The organism is Bacteroides sp. An279 (genome assembly GCF_002159615.1).
In the GTDB taxonomy this organism is placed as follows: domain Bacteria; phylum Bacteroidota; class Bacteroidia; order Bacteroidales; family Bacteroidaceae; genus Phocaeicola; species Phocaeicola intestinalis.
On the sequence record NZ_NFJA01000097.1, the window covers coordinates 1 to 13,299 of the forward strand.

The following is a 13,299-nucleotide window of genomic DNA, read 5'->3' on the forward strand; positions in this document are numbered from 1 at the left end:
GCTCCTGTTCTTCGTCAGATAGCCCGCTATCTTCCTCATCACAGAAGCGAAAATGCCTCAAAAACTCATCCCAAATCATCGCACGATAAATTCAAAACAGCTTCTAAGATTATTAATCTTACAACGTGAAGATTAATAATCTTTCGGCATGAAGATTAATAATCTTACAAGAAATGCACTCATACTATTATTACTAAAAACGCCCGACTTCATTCATATGAAATCGGGCGCAAACTTAACAAAAACTGTTTTGAATTTCTACAAAAAGTATTCTTGGCTTAATGTATTCGTTTTCGTATGCGTTTTGGGCGATTTTTTAATCCTTTCCGCTTCTGTTCTTGTCAGATAGCTTGCTGTCTTCTTCTTCACAGTATTGGAAATGCCTTAAAAACCCATCCCCAACCAGCACACGATAAATTCAAAACAGTTTCTCAAATATCTGAAAAAATTACTTTTCTTTCTTAGCCGCAGCTGTCTTTCTTGTGGTTGTTGTTTTCTTTGCCGCAGGCTTCTTAGCTTCAGATTTCTTCAATTCGGCTTGAAGCTTGGTCACCTCATCGTTCAGCTGAACCAACTCTTCACCTTGATTCTTGATAGTGGTAAGCAAAGACCCTAACTCTTCATTGTCCATATCTGCCGGATACAACGAATTGACACGAGCCAAGAAATCGCCTAAGATGTTCATATAATTAGTAAATGCATCATAAGGTGAATCATAGATACCTCTATCCAGCCCAACTCCCGTATCTTTTGTAGTCATAAAACGGAAATTATTGCTTGCCTGCAGGTAGAACCAGTCTTGCTTGATACGGCGGTCGTCGCACAAATGCACACGCTCGGCCACACTGTACAGTTTGTTAAACGCTTCGCGCTGCATCACATTACCCAGCCATGGACTGATGTCTCTTTCTTCATCCGACCAAGACATCGGATAAGGCACATCCATCATATCTACCGATTTCAATTTCGTAACAATTTCGGTAGGGGTCGAGAATGTGATGCCCCGCTGCTTGGCACATGCAGGCAATGCTTTCAAGAATTCCAGGATGTTGGAAGACAACGGTTGTGCTATACCGAGAGCCGACAGTTCCATAAAAATGTTGATGACCTGTTCGTTTTCGGGCAAAGTGGCAATCCAGTCTATATAAGTATCTGCAAACAAGGGATATTCGCTCCATTCCGAATTAGAGAAGCGCAGGCTGATATCATCCGACAACTTGAAGTCGCGCATCAACAGTTTCAGATTCGGGTTCTCGGCGCAATGATACAGATAGTGCGGGCTCTTCCATCCCAACACATGCTTCGCACCTTCTATCAGTTGGCCCTTAAAGCCCATGCTGGCTACGATTCCACCTATTTCATTGTCGTAAATCAAGCTGGAATTACGGAACACTTTCGGATCCTGACCGAAATAATCCTTGATTTTTTTACGCATAAATTCTACTTCTTCACGGAAGCATTCTTCGTTTGCCAACGAAGACAAGCCGTGAGAATAAGGCTCGCATATAAATTCGCAACAGCCTGTGGCATTCAGTTCCTGCAACAGTTCGATAACAGCCGGTGCATGTATCTCCAATTGTTCGAGTGCTACACCTGAAATGGAAAGACCAACCTTAAAAGCTCCTTCATTGTTTTTTGCCATTTCAATCAGGGTGGTCAATGCCGGAATATACGAACGTTCGGCAACATCGTTGATGCCCTGTTCGTTTGCGTAATCATCGTAGTAATAATGGTCTGTACCAATTTCAAAAAAACGATAGCGTTTGAGATGTGTTATCTGATGTATTTCAAAGTAAAGACAGATTGTTTTCATATCGATTTTGTATAATTATAGTTTTCCACAATTTTTTAAAGTCTGTTCGTATAAGCCGCGAATCTTCACGCCTACTTTCTCCCATACAATACCGTCGACTTCTTTCTTTCCTTCATCGCGCAGGTATTCGTACAATGCCGGATAAGTACAAATAGCATGAATGGCATCTGCCATGGCATGAATATCCCAATAATCGGTCTTTATACATTTACTCAAGATTTCGGCACACCCCGACTGCTTGGAAATAATGGTAGGCACACTACATTGCATAGCTTCCAGTGGCGATATGCCGAACGGCTCGGATACGGAAGGCATGATGTACACATCGCTGGCTTTCAATACCTCGTACACCTGTTTGCCTCTCATGAAGCCCGGGAAATGGAAACGGTCGGCAATGCCTCTTTCGGCAGCCAGACGAATCATGGCATTCATCATATCACCGCTACCTGCCATGACGAAACGCACGTGACGCGCACGGCGCAATACCATCGCAGCCGCTTCAACAAAATATTCCGGTCCTTTCTGCATGGTGATACGTCCCAGGAAGGTAACGATTTTCTCGTTCGGATTTTTACGCGGTACAATATCCTGAATCTCTTTTGACAACGGAGACACGGCATTGTGGACCGTAAAGACTTTACGCGGATCCTGATAGTATTTATGAATAACCGTCTGTCGTGTCAATTCACTCACACACATGATGCAATCGGCGTGGTCCATACCGTTCTTTTCGATGGAATAAACCGTAGGGTTTACATTGCCACGGCTACGGTCGAAATCGGTAGCATGAACATGGATGACCAACGGTTTGCCTGATACCTGCTTGGCATGTATACCTGCCGGATAGGTCAGCCAGTCGTGCGAATGGATGATATCAAATTCTTGCTGACGGGCAACCACTCCCGCCACAATGGAATAATTGTTTATTTCTTCATGCAAATTATCTGGATAACGCCCTGAAAATTCAAGGCAACCCAAATCATTGGTATGCATATAGTTGAAATCGGCATAGATATGGTCGCGCAAGTCGTAATAGAGCTGCGGGTCCATATAGTTTCCTACACGGCTTTTTACGTAATCCCATTGTACATCGCGCCATACGATAGGTACGCTGTTCATGCCGATGATTTTCAAGAAGCTTTGGTCTTCATCTCCCCATGGCTTCGGTATGCAGAAGGTAATCTGCATGTCCTCTTGTTGCGCTAAACCTTTGGTAAGTCCGTAACTGGCTGTACCTAAACCTCCCAAGATATGGGGAGGAAATTCCCATCCAAACATTAAAACTTTCATAGTATTTCCTCCCTTTTACTGATTGTCATATTTTTCTAACAGATTTAAAGTTCTCAATATTTGAGCCACGTTCATGGCGAACGAAATGGCTCCTCTGCCTCTGAATGGCGGGTTTCCATCGAATAATTCAGGAATAGATCCTACGCAATGGAGTGACAATTCGTCTTCGAAGCTAATCATCTGACGTTCTACGAACGAAATGGCACTACGCTTGTAGATGCGCAAATAGGCTTCGAGATAGAATCCTTCCAGCCAGGGCCATGCCGTACCTTGATGGTAAGCGTAATCGCGTTGGATTTGCGGGCCTACATAATTCGGGTTGTAGCCTCCGCTCTTCGGGCTTAACGAGCGTAAACCTTTCGGAGTAAGAAGTTCCTTTGTCACAATATCGACCACGCCTTTCTTCTGTTTGGCATTCAACGGAGAATAATCGAATGCTGCTGCAAAAATCATGTTCGGGCGTACGCTCCAGTCCATCATGTCTCCATCTACATAATCGAGCAGATAACCGTATTCGTTCAAGAATGTGTCAATGAAAGCCTTTCCTGCTTTTTCTGCCAATTGGGTTAAGGTTCCTGCAAATTCTGTATCACCTCCTTCGCCCAGCAATTCTCCGGCAAACATCAACGCGTTGTACCACAGTGTATTGAATTCGACGATATATCCTGTACGCGGAGTAACCGGACGGCCGTTCGACATTGCATTCATCCACGTAATGGCTTTGTCTCTTCCTTGGGCATATACCAGTCCGTTATCACATACTTTCAGGTTCGGATGTTTTCCTTCGGCAAGATACGTCATGATGTCTTTCAATAATGCCCCGTATTTGCTTCGTGCCGCATCGCGTGATACCATTTTCGCGTATTGCTGGATAGTCCATACTGCCCATAACAATACATCCGGATGTTCCATTTCGTAGACTTTCAGCGTTGCGGGTTCGCCTTTCATGAATTCGTAAATCGCTTTAGATGCCGTGTCCATCACTGTTTCGAACTTGTCTGTTTCATTGATAGCAAGCATCAGTCCCGGCAGAGAGATGAACATGTCACGCGCACGGCATTTGAACCATGGGTAGCCTGCCAAGACGTATGACTCGTCTCCTTGTTTGTTCAGGAACTGGTGGGCAGCATTAATCAGGCAATGCTTGAAATTGTCGCGCGGAGTACGGCGGTCTGCTTCTTCCGAGAAGAGTTGGTCCAGATTAGCGGTTTCAATTTCCGAAATGCCTCCCGAGAACACAACCGGATGGTCTTTGGTGATTTCCATTTCGAAATACCCCGGCACATACAGGTCTTCATTGAAATCGTATCCGCGTTCTTGTTCTTTCGGATACTCTATGCCCCGGTACCAATCCGGTTGGAAATGGAATTCGTTCGGGCAATTGGTCTGCATGAACAATTCGGGATATCCCGGATACATACATGTTTTGATTCCGTTTTTTACGGTATCATACTGGCGACTTGCCTGTGCGTTTTCATGAGTGTACTGACGTACGCTACGGAAAGCTAAATACGGGCGCAAGCGAAGTGTCGTACTGGAATGAGCGTCCAGCAAAGTATAACGAATCAAAATACGGTTCTCATGATGCACGAACAACTTTTCTTTCTTCAGCACTACACCTCCCACTCTGTAAATAGTAGTAGGCACTTTCTCGCATTCGAACTCCCGGATGTACTTGTGACCACGCGGACTGAAAGTGTCTCCATGATATTTATGGAGTCCCAGATTAAATTCAGCCCCATGCTGGATGACCGTTTCATCGAGCGAGGACAACAACACATGGTTTTCATCATCCAGTTCCGGCACGGGGATGACCAATAAACCATGGTATTTGCGAGTGTTGCAATCTACTATTGTAGAGCAATGATACGCGCCAGAACGATTAGTCCGAAGAATTTCACGTGTCAAAGATTCTTCCAAATTCGTCATCAGCGTCTTGTCAAATCGTAAATAACTCATAGCTGTTATATTAAGGTTATTAATTGCATAAAAAATGTTATTTCTTTAACACCTCAAAATTAGTAATTAAATAAACAAGGCAAAATGAAAAGTTCGTTTTTTTTTCCCGTTTACCTAAAAAAATTGCATTTTTCTTATTACAGGCAACACTATATTACAGAATGTGTGTTTTATAGCATAATTTAAGACATCGGCCTAACGAAATGCCCCAATCGGAACAAGATACACAAAAATGATGTCTGATGTTCCAATCGGGGACTGAAGATCTAATGTTTATAAGAGAAATTTTCGCCTTTCACATATACTTTAAAATCTTTGATGCCTCCGGGCACATTGCTTTCCATACGGGGCAGATATTGGATTGCAGTCAGGGTATGCTTCGCTCCCAAATCAATTACAACCGCATGAGGATAAGCCGAACCGGTTTCGGTACTCCAGTAGGTAGACTCCTGCAAATCGAAAATCTTATCAGCCGAACGGTTTACTTGCGATACATCTTCGCTATCCGCATATTTTACAATCCACGGTTCACGTGAAAGACGTTCTCCGTTTTCATCAAGCAGATACATTTCGGCAATACATGCCAAGTCTTTTCCGTCTTGCGCATTCAAGGCTTCTATACAGACATAACGTCCCGAAACCGGCTTGCCGAATTTCATTTCCTGCCATCCGTTGCCCGCTTTGAAGCTTCCGCTCAATACCGGAGTCTCTCCCGCAAGCCGGAGTTCTTCACCCTTATTGCGATGTGTCAGCGGCTTATTCACCAGCAATTGGTTCAGAATCGGTTCTTCCAACCCTTCCGTACGGGCTTCTTTTGGACCTACGATATCAAATACCAATATTTCATTTTCGCCTTCTTTCAACCAACATCCCGGGACATACAATGTCTGCTGAGGACCGATTTCCCAAATGCGTCCGATGCCATATCCGTTTACATAAACCAAGCCTTTGCCCCATGTTTCAAAGTTCAAGAACGTATCGCCCGGCTTCTCTACGTGGAATGTAGCCCGGTAGCAACCCGGCACACGCTGGCCTTGCGCATCTTTTACCGACTTCAGCGGTTCAAACTTCAAACCTTTATACCCTTCGTAACGGTCTTCCAGGTTATAAACCTTCCAGCCTTTCAATTCGGTAGTACGTCCTTCGTTCTTCAATTCGACCTTTTCGGTAATTCCTTTAAAGTCTTTGATAGCCCGTCCGAAATTGATACGTCCCATGGCTTCCACCAAGATATCCAATTGCGCACCTTCGGCACATGCCGGAATATCCAGTTGCTTTTCCCCGTTCCGGCGGTCCAGTTTGCCGATATATTTCCCGTCAATAAAGATTTGTGCATAATCGTGAGCTTCGGTTACGGTAAGTGTCGCTGAACGGTCAATCTTGGGCAAAGTTGTGCGGTAAAGAATGCTTCCGAATCCCTGATCGTACTCCTCCATCGTGCGGATGGTATCATCGCTCTTCGGTTCGGGCAGATTAGCGAACAGCGGAGCCACTTCGGTAAACTCGAAAGCCGGTACGGAGATAGTCGGGATATCATCGGGCACTTTAGCCTGCTTCTTTCCGTCCATATATTTCGCCAAGGTCTCACGCAATTTCTCGTATTTCGGCGTAATCTTTCCCGATTCGCTGATAGGCGCATCATAATCATACGAAGTCACATCCGGTGCAAATCCCGGCGAGTTCGCTCCAGCCCAGTGTCCCCAGTTGGTACCGCCGTGAGTCATGTAAAGGCTGAACGAAATACCCTTTGAAAGCATTTCATCAATGCCGGCAATCATATCATCTGCCGCACGGGTTTCGTGATTGGCTCCCCATTTGTCGAACCATCCGCTCCAGAACTCGCTACACATCAACGGGCTGTCGGGACGTACTTTCTTTAATGGAGCAAACTGTTCGTCGATATTCGCACCTGTACCGAAGTTCATGGTCCACACCAAATCGTCTAATGCATTGAGTTGGAAATTGGATGCCCAGTCGCATTGAAACAAGGTTACATCGCCGAAGTTCTCCCGCACGATGTCGCGTATCTTCGCTACATATTCCTTGCTTTCGCCATACGATCCGTATTCATTCTCTACCTGCACCATAATAATAGGACCACCCTTCTGTATGGTCAATCCAGCCACCTGATTGGCAACTTCTTTCTCGAAGATAGCCACACGTTCCAGAAAATACGGGTCGTCCTCACGCAAACGGATGTCTTTCTTCTTTAAAAGCCACCAGGGCAGACCGCCCATTTCCCACTCGGCACATACATACGGACCGGGACGGAGGATAACATACATATCATTCTTCTGGCACAGGCGGCAGAACTCAGCCAAGTCCTTTTGCCCGGTAAAGTCGAACTCTCCCGGCTTCTCTTCATGGAAATTCCAGAAAACATACAGGCAAATAGTATTCATCCCTAACGCCTTGCATTGCTTGATGCGATGCTCCCAATAGGCACGTGGAATACGAGGATAATGCAACTCGGCAGCCTTTACCACAAAAGGCTCGCCATTGAGCAGGAAACTTCCTTTCCCTGCCTCAAACGTTCCGCTTTCAGCTTTCGGCGCACACGACTGAAATCCAGTCATCGCTCCAATAGAAAGCAGAAGCGACACGCCAATAGTTGCCAATTTATTCATACAAGTTTTCTTTAAAAGTTAACAAATAATTTCATGTTATCAGATTGTCTGCACAAAGATAGGAAAAAATGGATAGCCGAAAGAGAAAATAATCAGTCAAATTAGGGGCATAAACCGGTCAAAAACACTTTCTCGCATACATCGTAATGCAGAAAGCCCTATCTTTGTTAAAAGAATAATCCAAACAAATACTATTAACCAAAAACAATTAACCATGAATTACAAGACACGTATGCTTGCCTTGCTCGCGTTGTTTCTGCTGACAATTTCAGTATCGCGGGCATCTTTAACGGAAGAAAAAGACTATGTAGGCTATCTCTTCACGTATTTCACCGGAAACCACATCAGTGAAGAAGCGGTATGTTTTGCCGTCAGTATGGACGGGTATTCTTTTTATGCACTGAACGGCAACAAGCCGGTGCTCGACTCGAAAGTCATCAGTTCGACCGGAGGTGTACGCGACCCGCATATCCTGCGGTGCGAAGACGGAAAGACTTTCTACATGGTCGTGACCGATATGGTGTCGGATAACGGATGGGATTCGAACCGCGCCCTGGTGATGCTGAAATCTACCGACCTTGTCAACTGGTCGCACTCCATCATCAACATGCAGAAGCGTTATAAAGGACAGGAAAAACTGAAACGTGTATGGGCGCCTCAGACCATCTTCGATAAAGAAGCAGGCAAGTATATGCTTTACTGGTCCATGCAATACGAAGGCGGACCGGACGTTATCTATTACGCATACGCCAACGAGGACTTCACCGACCTGACCGGTGAACCGAAACCTTTATTTATCCCTGCCGACAAGAAATCGTGCATTGACGGGGATATTGTTTATAAAGACGGAGTGTACCATCTGTTCTATAAAACAGAAGGACATGGAAACGGCATCAAAGTAGCCACTACCCGCTCGCTTACATCAGGGGAATGGAAAGAAAGCCCCGACTACAAGCAACAGACCAAAGAAGCGGTAGAAGGTGCAGGCACATTCAAGCTGATAGGACAGGACAAATACATCCTGATGTATGACGTGTACATGAAAGGGGCTTACCAATTTACGGAAACCACCGACCTGGAACACTTTAAAGTGATTGACCATGCCGTAAAGATGAACTTCCATCCACGTCACGGAACCGTTATCCCCATTACCCGTGCCGAACTGAAACGCATTACAGATAAATGGGGAAAGCCGGAAGAACTGGGCGAATTGCCCCAGAATCCGGTATTGCCCGGTTTTCATGCCGACCCGGAAATACTTTATTCAAAGAAAACTGATAAATATTACATCTATTCCACTACCGACGGTCAGTCCGGATGGGGGGGCTGGTATTTTACGGCATTCTCTTCGCCCGACCTGAAAGACTGGACTTATGAAGGCGTAATCCTCGACCTGCGCTCTCCACAGGTTCCTTGGGCAAATGGCAATGCATGGGCACCTGCCATTGAAGAAAAACTGATAGACGGAAAATACAAATACTTCTTCTATTATAGCGGCAACCCCAACGACAATTCGCGCAAACAAATCGGTGTAGCCATAGCCGACTCGCCCACAGGTCCGTTTAAGGACATGGGACAACCCATCATCACCGATTCTCCTGCCGGACACGGGCAGCAAATTGATGTGGATGTATTTACCGACCCAATGACTGGTACACCTTATATATATTGGGGCAACGGTTACATGGCAGGAGCCGAACTGAACAGCGATATGGTATCGGTAAAGAAAGAAACCATCAAGGTGTTGACTCCCAAAGGCGGAACCCTGAAAGACTATGCCTATCGCGAAGCCCCGTATGTATTCTACCGGAAAGGTACCTATTACTTCTTATGGTCGGTAGACGATACCGGCTCGCCCAACTATCATGTGGCATACGGAACATCCGATTCGCCTCTCGGTCCGATAAAGGTAGCCAAGGATCCTATCGTAACCATTCAAGACCCGGCAAAAGAAATCTACGGACCGGCGCATAACTCTGTCGTACGCAAACCAGGTACCGATGAATGGTACATCGTCTACCACCGCATCAACAAGAATTATCTGGATAAAGACAAAGGTCCGGGCGTGCACCGCGAAGTCTGCATCGACCGGCTTGAGTTCAATGAAGACGGAACCATCAGACGCGTGACATTAACCAAATAAGTAGTTGCTCACATAACTATATGTTGAAAATTCAACAGCGTATCACAGAGAATAATTTAAGAGACTCTGTGATACGCTGTATCGTAAATTATCCTTTTAAGGAAAGGTATCCCAATGACTTTCACTGGTATAACACTATAAATGGCATACTTTAGAAATTCACACCCAATGTGAAAAGCAATTGATGACGGTCATGATTCACTTTTGCAGGCTGGTTATGTTCCACAATCGAATTGCCATCAGCCGAAAAACGATAGTCATCGAACATATAGAAATCCGATTTATAGAAATCATACTTATAAGCAACATCGCAATAGAACAAATTTCCACGATAGCCTAAACCCAGTGTCAATGTATTACGGGCTTTCAAGTTATGGTATTCGGGATCGGTACGGGTTACTTCGTAGATAATCTGATCCGCCGTATTCGTCGGAAGGCTGGGCACATAACGTACTGAATTATCCTTTATCGGGGAAGTCATGTAATTGTACCCTGCACGGAAACTGAACCTAGGCGTCAGCTTCGCCTCCATGCCGACACGTACCGTATGCGTGCTCTTCAGATATTTGTCGGCCGCTTCATTCGAAGAAGCCAATTCATATCCGTCACGGTCTTTGTATTTCGATGCGCCGTAATTCGCATATTCATATTCCGCATCCAACGCCAATACGGAACCCACAGTTGTACCCATGCTTACATTCACTTTCCAAGGCGTATTCAACAAATAATCCAAACCATACGCTCCCGAGGGCAAATACTCGCCCAAATTCTCAGTGTAAGGAGCATCAAAAGACGATATATCGGAATCCAATGTTGCCGTATATGTATCTGATAAGGCATACCATATCGGCGTATGCACTGCCAAACCAATACGGAAAGGAGAATACTCGAAAGGACGGATAATGGCACCCAGTTTCAAGTCGAATCCCGTGCCTTCCGTATCAAACCAATTGTTCAGCACAAGGCTCCCACTACCAGGAACGTATTCATTATCAAATGTTTCGGCATATGATGAGTAACGGTGATAATTGATGTCGTACACCCCCAAGGTCAACCCCAAATAGACCCGGTCCTTCACATTGAACGATACATTGAAATCATAAGCATTGATGCCTCCTTCCTCACGGCTGTAGTACTGCCCGTTCTGCCCGTTCCATGCCGACAGATAAAACTCGTCGGGGACATTTTCATCTTTCGATGTGATCACCGTTCCTGTGCGAACCCCCATCATACTTAGGAAAGGCGTGCACAAAAATGCGTCCGAACGGTAGGGATTATTATGATCAAGCAAGTTATCGAAAGTTTCTTGCGAATAGACTTCGCCGGCATTTAACAACATATCTTCCATCTGCCAGGTCATGGACGATCCGTTCAGATTACCTCCCGATGAGAACTGACGGTTGAAATTCGCCAATTTGTGATAGTTGAACCCGAAGTTCAAGTAGCGCAAATCAGTTTTGTTTCCGATTTTCATGCTATAAACAATACCGATTTGGTCAAAAGAAGCACGCGTACGGTCATCTTTCATCACCGAACCATTGAAATTGCTTTCTGTCAGATTCTTGTTGAAACCGAACGACACAGACACATCATTGCTCCTGAACAAACCGATACCTGCAGGATTGGTTCCCATCACCGAAATATCGGCACCCAGCGCACTCATGGCTCCTCCCATACCTACAAAACGTGCCGTTCCGTTCAGTTCACCTGTTCCGAAACGAACGGCATCATACTGGGTCTGGGCAACGGAAGCCAAAGCAACCATTGCCAAGACACTTATAGAAATTATCTTTGCTTTCATCTTTGTTGTTTTCTTTATATACCTTTTATTATATGGCTTATCTTCTACGGCCTCCGCCACTCGAAGAACGGCTTACGCCTCCACCGCTTCCCCGGCTGACACCACCGCTGCTACGGTTGAAACTTCCACTCGAACTGCGGTTGAAGCTATTGCTGCGCGTTGTAGAATTGTTGAACGAATTGCGGTTATTATTATAATTTACACTACGGCGCGTACTGCTCGGACGATTATACGACGACCCTGTACGGTCTACGCTCCGGCTCGGACGGGTATAAATACCTTGTGTACGCGAAGCGTCTGAATGTACTGTGCCTGTAGTTCCACGTATGGTGGACCTGCCCGGACGTACTGACTGAGCATTGCCTTGTGTGCCCGAACCTTGTACTACACGTCCGATAGACGAGCGGCGTACAGCAGTATTTCCTCGTGCCCGGCTTATGCTTCTACTCGTTGCACGTGAAGGACGCGAAGTACTTGTCGCATAACGCGAAGAATTCCTCGTATACGAACCTCCTGAAGTCATATAACGTGTAGGACGATAATCGGTAAATCCCCGATAATGGTGATGATGATATCCGCCTCCCCAATACGGATGCGGATGATGCCACGGTCCCCAATAGCCGGCATACCAACCGCCCCAGTAACCGCCATACCAATACGAAGAATACCACCCACCATAATGCCATGGCGAGTACCATCCCCAACGCGGACCGGCTATACTCCAGTTCCAGCGCCAGTCCCACCACAACGGATTGGAATAGGTGGGGAACACGTAAGCATACAATCCATCGTCGTATACGTTCCAGTCCCACGATGGAAAAGCACCATACACAACATCCCAATACAAGGGGCTGCTGATAGGAATGGCATACGCCGGACTACGGAAACGGACGATACGCATGGCGTATTCGTAATCGTCCTGCGAACCTTCGAAGCCGTTCACCCATTCACCCCGTTCGCCGTAAGGTTTCTCTTCTATGTATAGGGTATCGTTCTGCATGCTGAACGTATTCTCTCTCGATGTATACCGGCGGTTGTATTCATCAATGTCACGCGTTTTCCCCGTCACGTCCTTTACCACCACTGTTGTGCCCGGAGAAACCGATGCCGTTGTAGTTGTAGTCGTTGTTGTCTGCCTCGTCACCTGACGCACCTCGGTTTTCGTTTCCGCCTTCTTTTCTTTCTTCGGAACAAAATAAAGGTCGTCATTCTGTGCCATAGCCAGCCACGGTAAGCAAGCTATCAGCAACGAAACGCCTAATCTTATCTTCATCTTCATACCTATTAAAAATTTATTGTTTACCATAATCTGCCGGAACCTGCCTATTCCTGCAATACAAAGTTAGCGAGAATCTTGTATCCCGCAAGTAGGATTTCCCTATTTCGCGGTAGGGTTTTCCCTATTTTAAAATTATTTATAGTCAATCCAAAATGAAATGCTGAAATTCCGCATGATTCGTTCCATTGAACACAGAGACACAGAAGAATTGACAATGGGCAATTTGTGCCTCTGTGTTCCATTCCATTTTCACAAACCAATTTTTCTATAAAAAACTGTTTTAGAAGCTGTTTTGAATTTATCGTGCGATGATTTGGGATGAGTTTTTGAGGCATTTTCGCTTCTGTGATGAGGAAGATAGCGGGCTATCTGACGAAGAACAGGAGC

Annotated in this window: 7 protein-coding genes; 1 reads left to right on the forward strand and 6 read right to left on the reverse strand. The window is 45.6% G+C overall.

The window, feature by feature from the left end; translation table 11 throughout:
* Nucleotides 1-448: 448 nt before the first annotated feature.
* The 4 genes from B5F78_RS13945 to B5F78_RS13960 all read right to left on the reverse strand — a co-directional run bounded on the left by B5F78_RS13945 (nt 449) and on the right by B5F78_RS13960 (nt 7,689).
* The gene (locus B5F78_RS13945) at nt 449-1,813 is read right to left on the reverse strand and encodes a glycoside hydrolase family 57 protein (protein ID WP_022041175.1); all 1,365 of its coding nucleotides are present in this window, start codon (nt 1,811-1,813) and stop codon (nt 449-451) included.
* A gap of 15 nt (nt 1,814-1,828) precedes the next feature.
* Nucleotides 1,829-3,103, reverse strand: a complete 1,275-nt coding sequence (locus B5F78_RS13950; protein ID WP_087407002.1) for a glycosyltransferase family 4 protein — start codon at nt 3,101-3,103, stop codon at nt 1,829-1,831.
* A 15-nt stretch (nt 3,104-3,118) separates the two neighbouring features.
* Entirely contained in the window at nt 3,119-5,062 is a 1,944-nt protein-coding gene (locus B5F78_RS13955) for a glycogen debranching enzyme N-terminal domain-containing protein (RefSeq protein ID WP_087407003.1), read from the reverse strand.
* A gap of 266 nt (nt 5,063-5,328) precedes the next feature.
* Nucleotides 5,329-7,689 (reverse strand): beta-galactosidase, encoded by a 2,361-nt coding sequence (locus B5F78_RS13960; protein ID WP_087407004.1) that lies wholly within the window; start codon nt 7,687-7,689, stop codon nt 5,329-5,331.
* Nucleotides 7,690-7,921: 232 nt separating this feature from the next.
* Here B5F78_RS13960 and B5F78_RS13965 point away from each other — a divergent pair, with 232 nt between their 5' ends.
* Nucleotides 7,922-9,832, forward strand: coding sequence for a family 43 glycosylhydrolase (locus tag B5F78_RS13965; RefSeq protein WP_430746825.1), 1,911 nt, complete (start codon nt 7,922-7,924; stop codon nt 9,830-9,832).
* Nucleotides 9,833-9,983: 151 nt separating this feature from the next.
* Here the strand turns inward: B5F78_RS13965 and B5F78_RS13970 are convergent, their stop codons facing one another.
* Together B5F78_RS13970 and B5F78_RS13975 are read right to left on the reverse strand one after the other, a co-directional pair.
* Nucleotides 9,984-11,633: an OmpP1/FadL family transporter gene (locus B5F78_RS13970; RefSeq protein ID WP_087407005.1), complete on the reverse strand. Its 1,650-nt coding sequence runs from the start codon at nt 11,631-11,633 to the stop codon at nt 9,984-9,986.
* A 37-nt stretch (nt 11,634-11,670) separates the two neighbouring features.
* Nucleotides 11,671-12,906, reverse strand: a complete 1,236-nt coding sequence (locus B5F78_RS13975) for a hypothetical protein (RefSeq protein ID WP_087407007.1) — start codon at nt 12,904-12,906, stop codon at nt 11,671-11,673.
* Between the last annotated feature and the right edge of the window lie 393 nt (nt 12,907-13,299).

Coding starts and splice junctions, on each gene's coding strand:
- B5F78_RS13950 (WP_087407002.1), bottom strand. CDS start 3,103: ATGAAAGTTTTAATGTTTGGATGGGAATTTCCTCCCCATATCTTGGGA.
- B5F78_RS13965 (WP_430746825.1), top strand. CDS start 7,922: ATGCTTGCCTTGCTCGCGTTGTTTCTGCTGACAATTTCAGTATCGCGG.
- B5F78_RS13955 (WP_087407003.1), bottom strand. CDS start 5,062: ATGAGTTATTTACGATTTGACAAGACGCTGATGACGAATTTGGAAGAA.
- B5F78_RS13960 (WP_087407004.1), bottom strand. CDS start 7,689: ATGAATAAATTGGCAACTATTGGCGTGTCGCTTCTGCTTTCTATTGGA.
- B5F78_RS13970 (WP_087407005.1), bottom strand. CDS start 11,633: ATGAAAGCAAAGATAATTTCTATAAGTGTCTTGGCAATGGTTGCTTTG.
- B5F78_RS13945 (WP_022041175.1), bottom strand. CDS start 1,813: ATGAAAACAATCTGTCTTTACTTTGAAATACATCAGATAACACATCTC.
- B5F78_RS13975 (WP_087407007.1), bottom strand. CDS start 12,906: ATGAAGATAAGATTAGGCGTTTCGTTGCTGATAGCTTGCTTACCGTGG.